This is a genomic window from Massilia suwonensis (genome assembly GCF_042655665.1).
Taxonomy (GTDB): Bacteria; Pseudomonadota; Gammaproteobacteria; order Burkholderiales; family Burkholderiaceae_D; genus Telluria; species Telluria suwonensis.
In genome coordinates this window covers 1104213-1122565 of record NZ_JBHSMR010000013.1, presented here as the reverse complement: position 1 = coordinate 1122565, position 18353 = coordinate 1104213, and the positions used below count along the sequence as shown (strand labels likewise).

The following is an 18353-nucleotide window of genomic DNA, read 5'->3' as shown; positions in this document are numbered from 1 at the left end:
TTATGCTGCTCTTTATGCTGCAACTATCACGCTTGAATCCGTTCCGTCATACAGCGCCTCGACCAGGGCGGCGCGCCGGTTCAGCACCGCCGCCTGGTTGATCGAACCCTTGTCGGTCTGCTCGCGCGCATCGATCGAGGGCGGCTCACTCAAGAGCAGCATGCGCTCGACCCGGGTCGAAGAGCCGCTCGCGTTCACGTTCAGCGTCGCCAGCAGCTGCGTGAAGAAGGCGCGCACCGGTTCGCTCGCCAACACCTCGCTGGCCGGCGTCCCTGCCGGCAGCTTCGACAGCGCCAGGCAGTTGTCCATGCGCGGGAAGATCATCAGGCCGATCGCGTGGCGGTCCAGGCCCGTCACCACCGCGTCCTGCACATAGGGCGCGCCCTGGCTGATCACGCGCGCCCGCAGCGGGCCGACGCTGACAAAGGTGCCCGAGCTGAGCTTGAAGTCCTCGGCGATGCGCCCGTCGAACATGAAGCCCAGTTTCGGTTTGTTCCCGTCGACGAAGCGCAACGCATCGCCGGTGCAGTAGTAGCCGTCGGCGTCGAAGGCCTCGGCCGTGAGATGAGGCGCGCGCCAGTAGCCCGGCGTCACGTGCGGCCCGTGGAAGCGCGCTTCCAGCTTGCCGTTCATCGGCACCAGTTTCACCTTGCAGCCCGGCGCCGGCACGCCGACATAGCCGGCGCGGCTGATCGGGCCGGTGCCGAAGGTGCAGGAAGGCGAAGTCTCGGTCATGCCCAGGCCCGTCATGATGCGGATCGATTCGCCGCAGCGTTTCAACGCCACTTCGTCCAGGTGCTCCCAGGCCGATTGCGACAGCCCGGCGCCCGCGCAGAAGAACAGCTTTACGCGCGAGAAGAAGGTCTGCGCCAGTTGGTCGTCCGTCTCCAGCGCTTCGGCCAGCATCTCCCAGGCCACGGGAATATTGAAATACACGGTCGGCGCGATCTCGCGCAGGTTGCGCAGCGTGGTCGCGAAATCCTTCGGCGTCGGCCGGCCGTCGTCGAGGTAGATCGTGCCGCCGTTGTAGAGCACGATGCCGACGTTGTGGCTGCCGCCGAAAGTGTGGTTCCAGGGCAGCCAGTCGAGCAGCACCGGCGGCTCTTCACCGAAGAAGGGGAAGGTCTGCAGCAGCATCTGCTGGTTCGAGCACAGCATCTGGTGCGTCGTGATCACCGCCTTCGGCTTCTTGGTCGAGCCCGAGGTGAACAGGAACTTGGCGATGGTCGACGGGCCGACCTGTTCGTTGCGGGCGTCGATCGTAGTCGGCTCGGTTGCGAGCAGCGAGGCAAACGTGGTCGCGGCACGGCGAGGCACTTCGCCGCGCGCCAGGATCAGCTCTGTATCTTCAGGCAGCACGGCTTCGATGGCACGCGCAAATGCGGTTCCGTCGCAGGCGAACAGGGCGCCCGGCGTCAGCTGCTCGATCAGGTCGCGCAGCTTGGCCGGGTCGGTCGCCACCAGCGAGTAGGCCGGCGACAGCGGCGAATAGGGTACGCCCGCATACATCGCGCCCAGCGCAAGCTGGAAGTGCTCCAGGTCGTTCCCGGACAGGATGACGAGCGGACGCTCTTCCGACAGGCCGCGGTCGAGCAGGGCCTGGCCGATGCGGCGCGCGCTCTGCAGCACGTCGGCGTACGAGAGGCGGATCCATTCGCCGTCAGGTCCGCGCCGCGCCACCAGGGTGCGTTCGGGATGGTCCTGCGCACCGGAGACCAGGCGGTCGGTAAAGCGTGCCGGGAAGGGCGCCAGCGGCGTGACGGCGTCGACATGCCAGACGCCGTCTTCCTGCCAGGCCGCTATCTCGGGATTACCGAGGGCGACCTGGCGCCGCTGTGCCCCACCGGCCGCCATCGAAACATCGTTCATGGCGGCCCCCATTCAGATCGGGTAGTGGCGTGAGGTGGTCTGCACCGTGATCCAGCGCAGGTCGGTAAACTCGGCGATCGCCGCCTTGCCGCCGAAGCGTCCATAGCCGCTGCCCTTCACGCCGCCGAAGGGCATCTGCGCCTCGTCGTGCACGGTCGGGCCGTTGATGTGGCAGATGCCCGATTCGATGCGCTGGGCCACCGCCATCGCGCGGCCGATGTCGCGCGAGAAGACGGCGGAGGACAGGCCGTATTCGCTGTCGTTGGCCATCTGGATCGCTTCCTCGTCGCTGTCGAAGCGCAGCACCGAGACGATCGGGCCGAAGGACTCTTCCTGGTAGACCAGCATCTCCGGCGTGACGTTGTCGACGATCGCCGGCTGCATGATGTTGCCGTCGACACTGGTGCCCGATTGCGTCACTTGCGCGCCGCGCTGCCGCGCATCTTCCAGCATCTTCTCGACGCGCGCGGCGGCGCTCGGATCGACCATGCCGGCCAGCGGCGCGTCCGAGCGCGCGGCCTTCAGGGTCGCGGTCTTGGCGGCCAGCTTTTCGACAAACGCCGGGGCGACCTTGCGGTCCACCAGGATGCGGTCGGCCGACATGCAGATCTGGCCCTGGTTGAAGAAGGCCGAGAAGGCAGCCGCTTCGACGGCCGCATCGAGGTCGGCGTCGTCCAGCACCACGACCGGGTTCTTGCCGCCCAGTTCGAGCAGCACCGGTTTCAAATGCTTGGCCGCGGTCTGGGCGATGATGCGACCGACCTTGGTCGAACCCGTAAAATTCACGCGGCGCACGGCGGGCGCGGCGATCAGGCGCTCGACGATCTGGGCCGCGTCGTCCGGGGCGTTGGTGATCACGTTCACCACGCCTTCGGGGAAGCCGGCATCCACGAACACCTGGCCGATCAGGCGGTGCAGGGCAGGGCACAGCTCGGAGGCTTTCAGGATCACGGTATTGCCGCATGCGAGCGGCATGGCCACCGCACGCGTGCCGAGGATGATCGGCGCATTCCATGGCGCGATGCCGACCACGACGCCGCAGGCCTGGCGCACGCCCATCGCGAGCGAGCCGGGCACGTCGGACGGGATGACTTCGCCGGCGATCTGGGTCGTCATCGACGCCGCTTCGCGCAGCATGTTCGCCGCCAGCGTCACGTTGAACTGGTACCACATCGGCGCGCCGCCGCATTCGGCGACGGCGGCTTCGACGAATTGGCCGCGCAGCGCTTCCATCTTGTCGGCGGCTTTCAACAGCAAGGCACGGCGTGCGCCCGGGGCCATCGCCGACCAGGCGGGGAAGGCGGCTTTCGCGGCCTCCACCGCCGCATCGACGTCTTCGATGGTGGCGGATGCGGCACGGGTGGCGACGTCGCCGGTGCCGGGATTGCGGCGCTCGTAGGTGGCGCCGTTCGAGGCCGGACGGGTTTGTCCGTTCAGTAGCAAGTCTGCTTGGAACATCAGATGTCTCCTCTGTCGAAGGATTTGGAAGGGGCGGCTATCCGTCACCGGATGCCGCCTCCCATTATTGTCTTGTTGTCGCGCTTGTGCTCAGGTTGGGCGCTTATAAGTCTGCAGGCCCGGCTTGATCGTCTTATCGTCCAGGAACTGCTTGAGGCCTTCCTTGCGGCCCTTTTCCGGATCGCGCTGGTTCGACTGGTCGGTCTTGGCGTACAGGTAGTCCTCGTTCTGGTCCCAGGTAAGCTCGCGGCAGCGCTTGAAACCGATCTTCGCAAAGCGGAGCACCACCGGATTCTTTTCCAGCAGCTTGTTCGCCAGTTCGATCACGGCTTCGCGCAGCTGCTCCTTCGGCACGCTCTTATTGATCAGGCCCATGGCGGCTGCTTCCTTGCCGGTGAAGGTGTCGCCGGTCATGATGTAATGGAGCGCCTGGCGGTGGCCCATGGTGTCGGCCACGGCCTTGCTGACCAGGTTGCCCGGCGGGATACCCCAGTTCACTTCCGACAGGCCGAACACGGCGTCGTCGGCGGCGATGGCCAAGTCGCAGGCGACCAGCGGCGAGAACGCGCCGCCGAAGCACCAGCCGTTGACCATGGCGATGGTCGCCTTGCTGTACATGCGCAGCAGTTTCCACTGCCACTGCGAGCAGTCGCGGCGCATGCGTTCCTGCATGATCTCGGGTTTGCCGTCGGTCTCGCGGAAGTATTCTTTCAGGTCCATCCCCGCGGTCCAGGCGTCGCCGGCGCCGGTCAGCACGACTACTTGCGCGTCGTCGTCGAGCTCGAGGGTTTCGAGCACGTCGATCATCTCGCGGTTCAGCGTCGGGCTCATCGCATTGCGCTTCTCCGGACGATTCAGGGTGATCCAGCCGATACCGTTCTCGACATCCACTTTGACGGTCTTCCAGCGCGCTTCGTATTTGGACATACAATGTCTCCTCTTAGTAAGAATGTTATCAGGCTGCCTGATATGTGGCTTATACTATGCCTGAATCCGTTCCGGTGACAAGTACTTTTTCATGACGACTTCAAAAAAACTTTCGACAGCGAACGCAGCCGCATCCCCGGCGCATAAGCCGATGGGCCTGGCTTACCTGGTCGGCCGCCTCGACCACGTCCTGAACCAGCGCCTGCGCGACGCGCTCGCACCTGCCGGCCTGACCGTGCCGCAGTACACGGCCCTGTCCGTCTTCCGCGCCCACGGTTCGCTCTCCAACGCCCAGCTCGCCACGCGTACGATGATCTCGCCGCAGTCGGCCAACGAGATGGTCAAGCAGATGGAAGCGAAGGAATGGATCGCCCGCACGCCCGATCCGGCGCATGGGCGGATCATCCAGATCAGCCTGACGGCGGCCGGCGAGGCGGCGCTGGCGGAGTGCGATGCGAAGGTGGCCGAGGTGGAGCGGGCGATGTTTCCGGAGCTGGACGAGAAGGGGAGGGTGGCGTTATTGGGACAGCTGAGAGGAGCGGTAAGGGCTTTGAGCGTGCAGGGGATTTGATGAGGCTCGATGGCCAGCTCTCTCCAGGACTTTCGCTCGGTAGCTATGGAATCACGTAAGCGCACAATCAGCGCGAAAATTGGCGATATCTATGTCGTTGAGTGCGCTGGAGGAGACCGGTATTTTCAATACGTGATGGATGACAGCAGCCAGCTCGGCGCTAACGTGATAGCGGTCTTCGCAAAAAAATTTCCTAAGGGGCAGTCCGTTGACTTTCTTGCGCTGAAAGGGGAGTCCGTGGAATTTTTCGCGCACGTATCCATCAGTCTGGGAATAAAAATGAAGTGCTGGCGACGCGTGACCCACGAACAAGTAGCTGATCATGGGGCAATAAGATTTCGCGATACTGACGATTATGGAAAGCCTGGAGTAACTTGCTCCAACTATTGGTGGATGTGGGAGCCTAACGGTCCTGCACGGCAGGTCGGCCCGATCGAGGGCGAGTTGCGAAAATCGTTTATCGGCGTGCTTATGGCACCGTCGAACATCGTTTCAAGGCTCGAAACCGGGCGATATAGCTATGCATATCCGGTTCCCGCCGGGGATGGTGAGTATTGGGAGTAAGCCGACTTTCAGACACGAGATCGACATTCCAGGAGCGAATAAGACAGCGGTCCTGTCCACACGCCGGACCAGACCCCTGCTGCAACTGCCGGCGACCCGTGCGACTGCCCCTGCTATGCTGTTCACTTTCTCCACCGGCGTGTATGGTTTACCGATGATTGAACTTGCTGCGACAGTGAACCGCATCTTCGGCTCGCCCTTGGGGCAGCTGGCGTTCTTCGCGTTTGGGCTGATCAGAGTTGGCGGCGCGCTTTTCGCAAGTGTGCATCCAAGGCAGAGCCCGAGTGAGGATAACGAGGGGGCGGGCCAAAGGTATCGCCGGTTCGCAATGGCTTGCGTAGGGGTACTAGTCGTAAGCCTTTTCATCGTGTTCGCGTGCGTCAAACACGCTGCAAACCGGGAGATCGACGCAGCCTTGCACAGTGGTGTTGTTTCCGTACTCATCGATGATGTCGCCCTCCAGCAGCCAGAAACTTTCGTCAAGGCGCTCGCGAATCCGTGCGCTACCGGGTTTCATCGCTCTCATCCTGAAACAAAGCACGATGTCCTCATCCTGACGCGTTCCGGGGTGCTGACGTTGAAGATTGGCCAGGACTCGCGTGTCGCGAGCGACTACTGGATTTTTTATCCCGATTTTTGGCTGACCCAGACAAATGAAGTGAGACGAGCGTGCAATACAGGACTGCTGCTGGAGTGATCACGTCATCGTCTGCTTGGGTGACATCCGCATCCCTGACGCGACGCTCTTATCCGCTTCCGATTATGGCGAGTTGATCGGAAGCGAGCACCTGCATTCCGCGTGCCGCAGGCACTGTCCGGACCAGGGCGACCGCGACTGAGGCGGCTGCAACAGGCCGGTAGCGCCCCGGCAGCAAAGGCGAGACCAGCCGGGCAATGGGCGCCGCGATTCGTTCGCCCCAGCGCAGCGGCTGATTCAAACTGCTCCGGTCTCCGAGCAGGAGCGAGGGCTGCGCGATCACCAGTGTCGGAAACAGCGGCTTCAGCGCCGCCTCCAGTTCGCCTTTGACACGGTTGTAGAACACCGACGATTGCGCATCCGCCCCGACAGCGCTGACCAGGCCGGCGCGCGTAGCACCGGCCGCGACGGCCTGCGTGGCGACAGCAAGGTTGGCCTCGAGGTCCACTGCCCGGAACGCCTGTTCGCTGCCCGCCACCCGAATCGTGGTGCCGAGCGCCAGGTAGACTTCATCGACGCGCGGCAAGGAGGGCAAACGAGCGAAATCCACGACGTGGACCTGCACCTTTGGATCGGACCGATCGAGCGCGCGCCGGCTGAGCACGTGGATCTCGGTCACCGCACTGTCTGCCAGCAGGGCGCGCAGGATTTCCCTGCCAACCAGGCCGGTGGCGCCGGCAAGCAGGACTCTTCGGGGAATGAGACTGTCGGACATGAAAGGCTTTCTGCGTGCGTTGTCAGGCCGGCCGGGTTTCGGTACCCGCGCCGCGCGTCACGTGCAGCATGCGGCTCGGCGCGTGCACCTTCGCCGTATGCCAGACGCCGCGCGGCACCACGACGGCGCCGCTGCCGACCAGGACGATCGTGACGAGGTTCGTGCCCTGCTCGAGCAGCAGGTCGACGGCGCCCGACAGCAGGTAGACGAATTCGTCGCCCTGCGGATGCATCTCCCAGCTCGGCCAATCCTCGGTGAACGCGTATTCGCTGACCAGCCAGCCCTGGCCGTGCTGTGCCAGTTCGGATGCGGGCAGCTGCCAGAAGCTGTCCGCCGGCAGTTCCAGGGCCTGGCCATCGTCGGCCAGACGGACATAGGTGGTTTGGGGATGCAGGGGCATGGGAGCTCCGGTTGCAGGGGCGGGTAGGGCCATCCTATCAGTCCACGGCGCAGGTACGGAAGCCCGCGAAGATATCGTCCCGCTCGGGCGTATAAAAATTGCGGAAGTGGGCCGAGCGCAGGCGCGGCGGCGTCGCGAAGGAGGCGCCGCGCAGGGTCTGGTGCGTGCCGAACCAGGGTGCGGAATACTCGCGGTAGCGGTCGGCGCTGAAGCCCGGGTAGGGCAGGAAGGGCGAGGCCGTCCATTCCCACAGCTGGCCCCAGCAAAAGTCCGGATCGCCGGCGCAGGCGGCGAATTCCCATTCTTCCTCCAGCGGCAGGCGGCGCCCGGCCCAGCTGCAATACGCCTGCGCTTCGTGCAGGCTGACGTGGCGCACCGGCGCGCTTGGGGCGAGCGCGGCGTCGTGTCCGAAACGGAGCTCGCGCCAGCTGCCGCCGGCTTCCTGCCGCCAGTAGCGCGGCGCCGCGCGACCCGTTTGCGCCAGCCATGCGCGGCCTGCTTCGCTCCAGTACCGCGGCTGGCCGTAGCCGCCGGCGCGCACGAAGCCGAGGTAATCCGCGTTGGTGACGAGACCGGCGTCGATCGTGAACGGCGCGACGCGGCAGGGCGCCGCGGGCCGCTCGTTGTCGAACACGAAGCCGCGCGATTGTTCTCCGCCGCGCAGGAAATCGCCGCCGGCGAAGGCGATCTCGCCGGCCGCCGGCGCCTCGGCCGGGAAGGCAAAAGGCGCCGCCACGCCCAGCGTCTGCATGGTGTAGAGCAAGGCTTCGCCGTGCATGTCCTCGTGCGCCAGCACCAGCCGGTAAGGGTAGAGCGCGGCATCGTCGTCCGGCGTGCGCGCCAGCCGCGCGCGTATCCGCTCCAGTACCTCGCGCCCGTAGGCGAGGATCGCGTCCGGCGCCGGCAGGCCGAGCGCCCAGCGCGCGTCGTGGGCCACCGCGTTCGAGTCGAACCAGCCGTCGCCATGCGCCAGCAGGGAAGGGCCGTCGGCATCAATCGCCTGCGTGCCCCTGGCCGCGCGCAGGACGAACCATTCGGCGAACCAGGCGACATGTCCCAGTTCCCACAGCGGCGGATTGAGGACGGCCAAGCGCGGCACCTGCGCGGCGTCGGCGTAGCCGGCTGCGGCGAGGGCGTCGAAGAGCGCCCGCGTGCGGCGGCGCGCATCCTGCAGTGCGGCGTCGAGGGCCGGCGCGCTCATCGAACGAAAGACAGCATGGTCGTATTTCATACGCCTATTTTACGTCGAATGGGTGTTCCTTCGTGTCGCCCGGAAAAGGCTGATAAATACCGGAAATATTTACTGAAGAGTAACCAACTGTCGGAAAAACTTACAGCTAGTCGGACTTGACTCTTACCCGCCTCGCATATGCCCCGTATTTACAAGTGGCATGAGTATTGCTGCGTTGTCGAGGCCAGCATTGGCATACAACTACAGGGAGACAAGCGTGTCAAAAACGAAAAAAATTGCCTGTGCCGCCGCGATCGCCTTGTCGGTCGCCGGACATGCAGCAGCCGACCCGATCGTCCTTACTTTCGAGGGAATCGCCGACCGCGCCTCGGTCAACGATTTCTATAACGGCGGTACCGACTCCAGCGGCCGGCGCGGCACCAACTACGGAATCAATTTCTCTAGCCTGAGCCTGGCGACCATCGACGCCGAAGCCGGCGGCACCGGCAACTTCGCCAACGAACCGTCGGCGAATACCGTGGTCGCCTTCCTGCAGGGGAACGCGGTGACGATGAACGTGGCGGCCGGTTTCGACACCGGGTTTTCCTTCTTCTACAGCAGCAAGGAAAACGGCTTCATCGACGTCTACGACGGCCTGAATGGAACGGGCAACCTGCTTGCCTCGATCGAACTCGACGACAACATCGACGCCTGCGCGGGCGATCCGACCGGAGAATATTGCCGCTGGAGCCCGATCGGCGTCAGCTTCGCCGGCATCGCCCATTCGGTCGATTTCCGCGGCGCCACCAACAACATCGGCTTCGACAACATTACGCTGGGCAGTTTTACGCCGGGCCGTCCAATCGTGCCTGACCTGCCGGACGACCCGGATATCCCGGATAATCCCGGCAATCCTGACAACCCAGGTACGCCGGGCAACCCGGCGGAGGTGCCTGAGCCCGCCACGCTGGCGCTGACCGGACTCGGACTGGCGGCATTGCTGGCGCCGCGGCGCCGGCGCAAGGCGGTGTAAAGTCGTCCTGCGTGCATGCGGGCCAGGCCTTGGCCTGCATGCCGCACAACAAATATTTGTACAAATGAAGATTCCCGGCGAAAATCATGGATCGCCCGGCGTCCTGCAAGCACATCCACATCCATGAAACACTCCCATAACTGGCGCGACCGCATGCGCGTCGAATTCTCCGACTTGCATCTCTGGTCGGGCCGCGCGGTCGTCGTCGCCCTGGCCGTACTGGCCGGCCTGTCCATCGTCGCCTTCACCTGGCTGTCCGAGCTTACGGCCGACCTGTTCGACATCATGCGCCTGGTCCTCTGGTGGAGCCCGCTCGTCTGGACGCCGCTGTGCACCGCCGCCATCGTCTGGCTGACGCGCCGCTATGCGCCCGGCGCGGCCGGCTCCGGCATTCCGCAGGTGATGGCGGCGCTCGATCCGGCGCTCCCGCCCGAAAAACGCGGGCTGTTCGTCTCGCTCAAGCTCAGCCTGGCCAAGGTCGGGCTGACCGCGGGCGGCCTGCTGGCAGGTCTCTCGATCGGACGCGAAGGCCCGTCGGTGCAGATCGCGGCCGGCGTGATGCTGCAGGCGCGGCGCCTGCTGCCGCGGCGTGCGCAGGTCCACGTCAACGTGCACGGCATGCTGGTGGCGGGCGGGGCGGCCGGTATCGCGGCGGCCTTCAATACGCCGCTGGCGGGCGTCATGTTCGCGATCGAGGAGCTGGCGCGCGCGCCCGAGCAGCGAAACAGTGGCCTGATCATCAGCGCCATCGTGCTGGGCGGCCTGGTTGCCGTCTCGGCGCACGGGAACGCCACCTATTTCGGCTTCATCCACATCGGCACGCTCGGCACCGCGCTGCTGCTGCCGGGCCTGACGGTGGCGCTGTGCACGGGCGTGGCAGGCGGCCTGTTCTCGCGCCTGATGATCGCCTCGACCGCCGGCACCGGCCTGGATTTCATGAGCCGCCTGCGCGCGCGCCGGCCCGTGCTGTTCGCGGGCGTGTGCGGCTTCGTCGTCGCCGTGATCGGCCTGGTCACGGCCGGCGCGACTTTCGGCTCGGGCTATGCGCCGACCAAATCCATGGTCGACGGCGTCGCGACCATGCCGATGATGTACGCGCTCTTTAAATTCCTGGCGACCTGGCTGAGCACCTGGTCGGGCGTACCGGGCGGGATCTTCGCGCCCTCGCTGGCGATCGGCGCGGCGTTGGGCAACGACGTGGCTGTCGCTTTCTTCCAGACCCAGGCGCCGGCCCTGATCGCACTCGGCATGGTGGGCTTCCTGGCGGCCGCGACCCAGGCGCCGCTGACGGCCTTCATCATCGTGATGGAGATGGTCGATGGCCACGCCATGGTCCTGAGCCTGATGGCCTGCGCGCTGGTGGCGAGCATGATCGCGCGCATCATCAGTCCGCCGCTGTATCCGTCGCTGGCGCGCATGCAGCTCGGGCGCGCCGGGATGGGCTGAAGCGCTCAGGAGGCGCGTCTGCTATGCTGGAACGTCTTCGAATTCAGCGAACCTCATGTCAACTGCACCGCATGCGCACATCGACGCGACCGATCACCGGGTCGCCTACGGCGGCGGCAGCATCTTCGTGCGCGTCTGGAACAGCCAGGCGCACGGACGCGCGCCGATCGTCCTCCTGCACGATTCCCTGGGCAGCGTCGCCCTGTGGCGCGACTTTCCGGCCCGGCTGGCGGCCGGTACGGGACGCACCGTCCTCGCCTACGACCGCCTGGGCTTCGGCGAATCGAGTCCGCGCGCGGACGTGCTGACGACTTCCTTCATCGGCGACGAAGCCGCCACCGTGTTTGAAGCCGTACGCGCGCAGCTCGGCATTCGCAAGTTCGTCGTCTTCGGCCACAGCGTCGGCGGCGCGATGGCGATCCACTGCGCGGCGCGCTACCCGGACGATTGCGAGGCCTTGATCACGGAATCGGCGCAGGTCTTCGCGGAGGAGACGACCCTGGAGGGCATTCGCGTGGCGAAGGCGCAGTTCGCCGATCCCGAGCAATTGGGCCGCCTGGAGAAGTACCACGGCAGCAAGGCGCAATGGGTGCTCGATGCCTGGACCGGCACCTGGCTGTCTGCGCCGTTCGCATCCTGGACATTGCGCGACGTGCTGCCGCAGGTCGCAGCGCCGACCCTGGCGATCCACGGCGGCGACGACGAATACGGCACGACCCTGCACCCGCGCCTGATCTCCGAATGGAGCCGAGGCGAGGTGCGGGTCGAGATCATGCAGGAGGCGCACCACCTGCCGCACCGCGAAGCGCCTAGCCAGGTCGTGGACCTGGTGCGCGGCTTCCTCGAAACGGTTTAAGCGCGCGCGGCGCGTCCGGCCAGCAATGCCACGCCGGCCGCGGCAAGCAGCACGACGGCACTCGCACTGAATGTGGCGCGATAGCCGAAGCCGTCGAACAGCAGCCCGCCCACGGTCGCACCGAGCGCGATGGCCAGCTGCACCACCGCCACCATCAGCCCGCCGCCGGCTTCGGCGTCCTGCGGCAGGGTTTTCGCGAGCCAGGTCCACCAGCCGACCGGCGCCGCCGTGCCGACCAGGCCCCAGACCGCAAGCAGCAGGGCGGTCACAAAAGTCGATGCGCCGAACAGCATCAGTGCGAGGCCAATCGCCGCCATCAGCAGCGGAATCGCCACCAGCGTCCTGTACAGCCCATCCTTCAGGAAGGCGCCGATCACACTGGTGCCGATGAAACCGGCCACGCCGATCACGAGCAGCATCAGCGAGGTCGTCGCCGCGCTCGCGTGCGTCACCGTCTCGAGGAAGGGCCGCAAATAAGTAAACAGCGCGAACTGCCCCATGAAGAACAGGCTGACGCCCGCCATGCCAAGGGCGACCGCGGGCCGCTTGAGCAGGGTGAACACGTTGGCGCCGCCTGCCGCGCGTTCGGCCGGCATGGAGGGCAGGCTGACCCACTTCCAGGCCAGCGCCAGCGCCGCCACCGGAATCAAGGCGAAGAAGGCGCCGCGCCAGCCGACCAGCGATCCGAGGAAGCTGCCTAGCGGCGCCGCCACGACGGTGGCCAGCGCGTTGCCGCCGTTGACGATGGCGAGCGCCTTCGGCACCTGCTCGCTCGGGACCAGGCGCATGGCGATGGCCGCCGACATCGACCAGAAGCCGCCGATGGCCACGCCGATGAAGGCGCGGCCCGCCATGAAGCTCCAGTAGTTCGGCGCGAACGCGGCGACGCTGCCCGAGACGATCATCAGGAGCGTCAGCGCCAGCAGCAGGACCTTGCGATCCAGCCTGCCGGCCAGCCTGGCAAGCGACAGGCTGGTGGCCAGGGCAAAGGCGCCGGAGACGGCGATCGATTGCCCGGCCTGGCCTTCGCTGACGTGCAGGTCGCCGGCGATGGCGGTGAGCAGGCTGACTGGCATGAACTCCGAGGCGACCAGCACGAAGGCGCCGAGAGACAGCGCGAACACGCCGCCCCAGGCCGCCGACGCATTCGCTGCGCCGGCGGTGCTTGTAACAGGACTCTGCATCGTTTTACGCCGCCAGGGTCGCGCTGTCGATCACGAAGCGGTACTTGACGTCGCCCTGAAGCATGCGCTCGTAGGCGGCGTTGATCTCGTCGGCCCGGATCATCTCGATGTCGGCGACGATGCCGTGTACGGCGCAGAAGTCGAGCATCTCCTGGGTTTCCGGAATCCCGCCGATCATCGAGCCGGCCAGCGCGCGGCGCTTCATGATCAGGTTGAACACCTGCGGCGACGGATGCGGCGACGATGGCGCGCCGACCAGCACCATGGTGCCGTCGCGTTTCAGCAGCGAGAGGTAGGCGTCGAGATCGTGCGGCGCGGCCACCGTGTTGACGATCAGGTCGAGCTTCTTCGCCTGCCTGGCCATCGCATCGGCATCGCGCGAGACGACGACTTCATGCGCGCCCAGCGCCTCGGCGTCCTGGCGCTTGTTTTCGGAAGTAGTGAACGCGACCACGTGCGCGCCCATCGCGCGGGCCAGCTTGATGCCCATGTGACCGAGGCCGCCGATGCCGACGACGCCGACCGTCTTGCCGGGACCCGCGTTCCAGTGGCGCAGCGGAGACCAGGTGGTGATGCCGGCGCACAGCAGCGGCGCGACGGCGGCCAGCTGTTCTTCCGGATGGCGCACGCGCAGCACGAAGCGCTCGTGGACGACGATCTGCTCCGAGTAGCCGCCCAGCGTGTGGCCGGGCGCATCGGTGGTCGCGCCGTTGTAGGTGCCGACCATGCCGTCGCAGTAGTTCTCCAGGCCGTCCTCGCAGTCGGCGCAGTGCCGGCAGCTGTCGACCATGCAGCCGACGCCGACCAGGTCGCCGACCTTGTATTGGGTGACGTGCGCGCCGACGCTGGCGACGCGGCCGACGATCTCGTGGCCCGGCACGCAGGGGAAGAGGGTGCCGGCCCACTCGGCGCGCACGGTGTGCAGGTCGGAGTGGCAGACGCCGCAATAGGCGATGTCGATCTGGACGTCGTGCGCGCCCGGTGCGCGGCGGGCGATGTCCATCGATTCGAGGGGTTTGTCGGCGGCGTGGGCGCCGTAGGCTTTGACGGTCATGTGTTTTCCTTTGTTTGCGTTGCGCCACTGACGCGGACGAGGCGGGCGTGGCGGGACAGGTCGCCATGGTAAGGGCAAACACGGGGGGGAAACGGGGCGGGGATTACTTGGGTTTATGAATGTGGTTCATGAATGGAGGGGGTGATTCAGGTGCTGGATTACTGAAAAAGGCTCAGGTGCGGCGCGCTCGTCTGGCCTTCAACACCCGGTCGAGCATGAAGAAAGCCAGCAAAGTCAGCATCCACATGGCGAAGTTCAGGGTCAGGGCGCCGCTGTCGCCCGGACCATGGCTTCCAAACAGGAAAGCGAGGCCGCCGGGGAAGGGAAGGGCGCCATGTCCGCCTACCATGCCTGGGCTTAATATCGCCGAGGCGCACAGGTTGAATACGCCAGTCGCGATCGGACCGGTCCGTCGCAGGAATGCGAACCACAGCAAGGTGTAGAGCGCTGCGGAGATCGGCAACCAGACGCAAACGAAACAGAACAGGATCAAGAGCATGCATCGTCCCTTCAGATTAATTATTTGAAATAAGTGATGTTAGCCACATCGGTCACAGGACTCATCATTGCCGATCTGGCAGGCTTATAAAACGTAACTAACCAACGATTTGGCCAAGATGAAAAAGCCTGGCCAGCAAGCGGTCGCGGCCGCCGGCATAGCCATCGATTGCACCGGAGGGCCGCTCGCACGGAACAGGCGCTGGAATTACAGGCACACCGAGGTTACCGGCGTTGGCGTCTCGCCTTTTTGCCGGTGCCGTTTGCATTCGGTTTTCCTGTAGGCGTCGACCTTTTTCGCCAAGGTTTTGTTCACGAGGCTTAGCCGATAACCCGGGATGATGGTGTTTGTCAGCGTCATTTCACTGTCCTGCAGATCCCAGATGAAAATATTCGGTTTCTTCCCCGCGCCCATATCCTTGAGCGCGCGGGGCTTGCCGTATTTGCTCGTGAGCGATTGTTCAAGCTGGGAGAGATCGGCGTCGCTCAGCTCCTTGAACAGCGGCTTATCCCTGGAGAACGAATTGCGGAGCTGGACCGATATCGCGTACAGCACCTCGTCGACGAAGGCATAGCGCGCCACCGGCAGCCCTTCGAAGTCGACACCTGCCACGGTGACCAGCACAACCTGCTCCAGGCCGACCGTGCTCATCCCATCCTTGCCGCTGCCGCCGCCGATTGCCAGGTTCCCGGCGCTGACGATATTCGCGTCGCATGCGGCCCACATCTCGCGCGCCTCGGCGAGCGTGGTCTTGCTGATGACGGGCGCCGCGCATTCTCCTGCAGAGGCGGGAAGCTGGATTCCCACATACGTCATGCCAAGAATAAAAGCGGCGGCAACATGGCGGACAAACTTGGAGCGGTGTGCAATCAGGCGCATCGAATGGACCTCGGCAAAGTGAGTTCAAGTTATTGCCAAATCGTACGCTACTGCCGAAGTTGTGTCACGACAACTTTTTGCAGCTTCAAAGCGACCGTGCGGGACCTTAGTCGAACATGGGAAGCCGAATCGACAGCCAGTTGCGCTAGCGACCTGTCTCTACAGCCGCCCCAGCACCGCCGCCACGATCCGGTCGCACCTTTCCCCATCGAAGGAAAACGCCGAGTCTACCGCCCGGTCGAAATCCCGCGCCAGCGCCTCGCGCAGCAAACCCCGCGCCCGAAAATACTGGCTGCGCACGGTGGCTTCGGGAATGCCCAGCGCCGCCGACGTTTCCTGCACCGACAAATCCTCCACCGCGCGCAGCATGAAGACGGTGCGCAGGCTGTCGGGCAGGGCGTCGATGCGCGCTTCGATCAGGCGCCGCGCCTCCGCCCGCAGGGCCGCGTCGTCGGGCGTCTCGGGCGCGCTGCGCTCGCTGCTCATGGCATCCTCCTCCTCGAAATCGATCCCGGCCGCTCCCGGCACCAGTTCGACGATGTCGGCCCGGCGCCGCGCCTTGCGCAGGCGTCCGGTCGCTTCGTTGACGACGATGCGCGTGAGCCAGGTGGAAAGACTCGCGTCGCCGCGAAAGCTGGCCATCTTGCGGTAGGCCAGCAGGTAGGATTCCTGCACCACGTCCTCGGCTTCGGCATCGTCGCGCAGGATACTGCGCGCGGTGCGGTACAGGACGCCGTTGAGGCGCCGCATCAGCACCTCGAAGGCGCCCGGATCGCCGGCCGCGACCATGCCGGCCAGGTCGAGGTCGCTGGCCTTTAACGGATCCGGCTTGCCGTGTGCTTTCATCGACGTTTCCTTCATTTCACCACCAGCGTGGCGGTCATCGTGCGGTGCAGCGTGCACAGGTAGGGATAGGTGCCGGCCTTCGTCGCCTTGTAGCGCCAGCTGGCCCCGGCGGCGATCACGGGCGAGGCGGGGCCGCCTTTGACGGTCTCCGCGACGGCCGTGTGCGGCAAGGGGTCCTTGTTGCGCCACACGACCGTATCGCCGCGCTTCACCTCGACAGTTTGCGGGATAAAACGCATGCCGTCGATGAGGATCGTGTGCACGGCCGGGGCCGCCTGTAGCGGCGGGGCGAGCGCGGCCAGCAGGGCGAGCGCGCAGCCCGCCCTTGTCAGGTGGAACTTCACGGCCGCCGCCTTACTGCATCGACGCCTGCAGCTTCTTCGCGTGCTCCAGGTGGGCGACGAAAGCCGGACGGGTCTTGACCAGCGTGTCCTTCAGCTCGGCGTTCTTCGCGTTCGGGATCAGGGTCTTGTCGAGCGCGTCGATCACGGTCTGGTGGTAAGTGACTTCATGGTCGATATAGGCCTTGTCGAATTCCTTGCCCTTGAGCGTCTTGAGCTTGGCGATGTTCTCGGCGCCGCCCGATTTCAGGCTCTTGCTGGTCTCGCTTTCCTGCGGCGTCACCTTCAGCTTCTTCACCAGCGCGCTCGCCTGCTTATTGACGCCTGTGTGATCGGTAACCATCTGCTTGGCAAATGCTTTGACCTCCTTTTCCTTGGTCATTTTCTGCGCCAGCTTGCCGGCGTCGATGTCGACCTGGTTGGCGGCAACGACGATGCCGGCGATCTGGGCGTCGTCGGGCGTCGTTTGCGCCCAGGCGCTGCCGGCCAGCGCGAACAGGCCGGCGAGGGTGGTGGATAGCAGCTTGCGAGAAAAGTGCGTCATGGTGTGCTCCTCTGTCAGGTGGATGTTGTTCTTGCACCCCATTAGATGTCGCTTCCCGCGTTTGCGTTGCAGGGAGCGCGTAACAAAACTGCCAGGGCTGCGTTGCAGCGCCTCGCCGTACCCTGGTACTGTCTTCGGCGCCTTGCCCTGACAGCTTTGTTACGCGCTCTTCATCTGCCCGCGCAGAAATTGGTAGGATGCATAACCATGACGACCTCCGAACTCTTCCCCGGCTTCCGCCCCGAGCGCATCACGACCGCGCCCGGCATCACCATCCAGGCCATCGTTGGCGGCTCCGGCCCGCCCCTGTTGCTGCTGCATGGCCACCCGCAGACCCATGCGATCTGGCACCGCGTCGCACCAAAGCTGGCCGAGCGCTACACGGTCGTCGCCTGCGACCTGCGCGGCTATGGCGACTCCTCGAAACCGGCGGGCGACCAAGACCACGCAAACTACAGCAAGCGGACCATGGCGGCGGACATGCTGGCCGTGATGCGCGCGCTCGGCTTCGACACCTTCCGCGTGCTGGCCCACGACCGCGGCGCCCGCGTCGCGCACCGGCTGGCGGCCGACCATCCGCAGGCCGTCCTCAAAATGGCCCTGCTCGACATCGCGCCGACATTGGCCATGTACGCGCAGACGAGCGAAGACTTCGCACGCGCCTACTGGCACTGGTTCTTCCTGATCCAGCCGGCGCCGCTGCCCGAGCGCCTGATCGAGGCCGACCCGGCCGCCTACGCGGTCGACGTCATGGGCCGCCGCAGCGGCGGCCTGAAGGTATTCGATCCACGCGCGCTGCGTGAATACCAACGCTGCCTGGCGCTGCCCGGCACCGCGCACGGCATCTGCGAAGACTACCGCGCCGCCGCCGGCATCGACCTCGAGCACGACCGCGCCGACCTCGTGGCCGGCCGGCGCCTGGCCATGCCGCTGCTGGTGCTGTGGGGCGAGCAGGGCGTGGTGCATCGCTGCTTCGATCCGCTGAAGGAGTGGAAAGACGTGGCGCTTGATGTGCAGGGCGGGACGCTGCCGTGCGGGCACTACATTGCGGAAGAAGCACCGGAGGCTTTGCTAGAGCGGGTGCTGCCTTTCCTCGCGGACTAGTTAAAGTAGGGTGGACGGCTTTGCCGTCCACGCGCTGATAGTTCGCAGCGAGATCATCCGGCACGAAAGCGGAGCGGCTACCTATCGACGCGTGGACGGCGAAGCCGTCCACCCTACTAGCCGCGTTCAACATTCCGGCTCATGCCCGATTCATTGTTAATCGTGAGTTAATAATGGATTGAGCCACACATCGCC

At 65.3% G+C, this 18353-nt stretch carries 20 protein-coding genes; 7 read left to right on the top strand and 13 right to left on the bottom strand.

Going from position 1 to position 18353, the window contains the following annotated elements:
- Positions 1 to 12: 12 nt before the first annotated feature.
- The 3 genes from ACFPQ5_RS13000 to ACFPQ5_RS12990 form a co-directional block, all read right to left on the bottom strand.
- Positions 13 to 1869, bottom strand: a complete 1857-nt coding sequence (locus ACFPQ5_RS13000) for a feruloyl-CoA synthase (protein WP_379756041.1) — start codon at positions 1867 to 1869, stop codon at positions 13 to 15.
- A gap of 12 nt (positions 1870 to 1881) precedes the next feature.
- A complete protein-coding gene (locus tag ACFPQ5_RS12995) occupies positions 1882 to 3327 on the bottom strand; it encodes an aldehyde dehydrogenase (RefSeq protein WP_379756038.1) in 1446 nt (481 codons plus the stop codon).
- Between the two features lie 90 nt (positions 3328 to 3417).
- Positions 3418 to 4254 carry a p-hydroxycinnamoyl CoA hydratase/lyase gene (locus ACFPQ5_RS12990; RefSeq protein WP_379756035.1) on the bottom strand — a complete coding sequence of 279 codons (837 nt, stop codon included), beginning with the start codon at positions 4252 to 4254 and terminating at the stop codon, positions 3418 to 3420.
- 91 nt (positions 4255 to 4345) lie between these two features.
- Between ACFPQ5_RS12990 and ACFPQ5_RS12985 the strand changes: the two genes are divergently transcribed.
- The 3 genes from ACFPQ5_RS12985 to ACFPQ5_RS12975 all read left to right on the top strand — a co-directional run bounded on the left by ACFPQ5_RS12985 (position 4346) and on the right by ACFPQ5_RS12975 (position 6086).
- Positions 4346 to 4825, top strand: coding sequence for a MarR family winged helix-turn-helix transcriptional regulator (locus tag ACFPQ5_RS12985; protein WP_379756032.1), 480 nt, complete (start codon positions 4346 to 4348; stop codon positions 4823 to 4825).
- Between the two features lie 9 nt (positions 4826 to 4834).
- The gene (locus ACFPQ5_RS12980; RefSeq protein ID WP_379756029.1) at positions 4835 to 5389 is read left to right on the top strand and encodes a hypothetical protein; all 555 of its coding nucleotides are present in this window, start codon (positions 4835 to 4837) and stop codon (positions 5387 to 5389) included.
- Positions 5390 to 5504: 115 nt separating this feature from the next.
- Positions 5505 to 6086 (top strand): hypothetical protein, encoded by a 582-nt coding sequence (locus ACFPQ5_RS12975; protein ID WP_379756026.1) that lies wholly within the window; start codon positions 5505 to 5507, stop codon positions 6084 to 6086.
- A gap of 49 nt (positions 6087 to 6135) precedes the next feature.
- Here the strand turns inward: ACFPQ5_RS12975 and ACFPQ5_RS12970 are convergent, their stop codons facing one another.
- Genes ACFPQ5_RS12970 through senA form a run of 3 tightly spaced genes read right to left on the bottom strand, consistent with a single transcriptional unit; the run spans position 6136 to position 8432 of the window.
- A complete protein-coding gene (locus ACFPQ5_RS12970) occupies positions 6136 to 6801 on the bottom strand; it encodes a Rossmann-fold NAD(P)-binding domain-containing protein (protein ID WP_379756023.1) in 666 nt (221 codons plus the stop codon).
- 22 nt (positions 6802 to 6823) lie between these two features.
- Complete coding sequence (locus tag ACFPQ5_RS12965) at positions 6824 to 7201, bottom strand: cupin domain-containing protein (RefSeq protein ID WP_379756020.1); 378 nt, start codon at positions 7199 to 7201, stop codon at positions 6824 to 6826.
- 37 nt (positions 7202 to 7238) lie between these two features.
- The gene (gene senA / locus ACFPQ5_RS12960) at positions 7239 to 8432 is read right to left on the bottom strand and encodes a selenoneine synthase SenA (protein ID WP_379756017.1); all 1194 of its coding nucleotides are present in this window, start codon (positions 8430 to 8432) and stop codon (positions 7239 to 7241) included.
- A 217-nt stretch (positions 8433 to 8649) separates the two neighbouring features.
- Here senA and ACFPQ5_RS12955 point away from each other — a divergent pair, with 217 nt between their 5' ends.
- The 3 genes from ACFPQ5_RS12955 (at position 8650) to ACFPQ5_RS12945 (ending at position 11707) form a co-directional block, all read left to right on the top strand.
- Entirely contained in the window at positions 8650 to 9405 is a 756-nt protein-coding gene (locus ACFPQ5_RS12955; RefSeq protein ID WP_379756014.1) for a PEP-CTERM sorting domain-containing protein, read from the top strand.
- Between the two features lie 123 nt (positions 9406 to 9528).
- On the top strand, positions 9529 to 10851 hold the full coding sequence (locus tag ACFPQ5_RS12950; protein WP_379756011.1) for a chloride channel protein: 1323 nt from the start codon (positions 9529 to 9531) through the stop codon (positions 10849 to 10851).
- A gap of 55 nt (positions 10852 to 10906) precedes the next feature.
- Positions 10907 to 11707, top strand: a complete 801-nt coding sequence (locus tag ACFPQ5_RS12945; protein WP_379756008.1) for an alpha/beta fold hydrolase — start codon at positions 10907 to 10909, stop codon at positions 11705 to 11707.
- Here the strand turns inward: ACFPQ5_RS12945 and ACFPQ5_RS12940 are convergent.
- From ACFPQ5_RS12940 to ACFPQ5_RS12910, 7 genes are all read right to left on the bottom strand, one after another.
- Complete coding sequence (locus tag ACFPQ5_RS12940) at positions 11704 to 12891, bottom strand: MFS transporter (protein WP_379756005.1); 1188 nt, start codon at positions 12889 to 12891, stop codon at positions 11704 to 11706. The two genes, ACFPQ5_RS12945 and ACFPQ5_RS12940, sit on opposite strands and share 4 nt — an antisense overlap.
- A 4-nt stretch (positions 12892 to 12895) precedes the next feature.
- On the bottom strand, positions 12896 to 13945 hold the full coding sequence (locus tag ACFPQ5_RS12935; protein WP_379756002.1) for an NAD(P)-dependent alcohol dehydrogenase: 1050 nt from the start codon (positions 13943 to 13945) through the stop codon (positions 12896 to 12898).
- 172 nt (positions 13946 to 14117) lie between these two features.
- Positions 14118 to 14444, bottom strand: a complete 327-nt coding sequence (locus ACFPQ5_RS12930; protein ID WP_379755999.1) for a hypothetical protein — start codon at positions 14442 to 14444, stop codon at positions 14118 to 14120.
- A 207-nt stretch (positions 14445 to 14651) separates the two neighbouring features.
- Positions 14652 to 15323, bottom strand: a complete 672-nt coding sequence (locus tag ACFPQ5_RS12925) for a hypothetical protein (protein ID WP_379755995.1) — start codon at positions 15321 to 15323, stop codon at positions 14652 to 14654.
- 159 nt (positions 15324 to 15482) lie between these two features.
- Complete coding sequence (locus tag ACFPQ5_RS12920; protein ID WP_379755992.1) at positions 15483 to 16169, bottom strand: RNA polymerase sigma factor; 687 nt, start codon at positions 16167 to 16169, stop codon at positions 15483 to 15485.
- Between the two features lie 11 nt (positions 16170 to 16180).
- Positions 16181 to 16513 carry a cupredoxin domain-containing protein gene (locus ACFPQ5_RS12915; protein ID WP_379755989.1) on the bottom strand — a complete coding sequence of 111 codons (333 nt, stop codon included), beginning with the start codon at positions 16511 to 16513 and terminating at the stop codon, positions 16181 to 16183.
- A gap of 10 nt (positions 16514 to 16523) precedes the next feature.
- Complete coding sequence (locus tag ACFPQ5_RS12910) at positions 16524 to 17054, bottom strand: DUF4142 domain-containing protein (RefSeq protein WP_379755986.1); 531 nt, start codon at positions 17052 to 17054, stop codon at positions 16524 to 16526.
- A gap of 207 nt (positions 17055 to 17261) precedes the next feature.
- Here ACFPQ5_RS12910 and ACFPQ5_RS12905 point away from each other — a divergent pair, with 207 nt between their 5' ends.
- Positions 17262 to 18158, top strand: coding sequence for an alpha/beta fold hydrolase (locus ACFPQ5_RS12905; RefSeq protein ID WP_379755983.1), 897 nt, complete (start codon positions 17262 to 17264; stop codon positions 18156 to 18158).
- Positions 18159 to 18353: the final 195 nt, after the last annotated feature.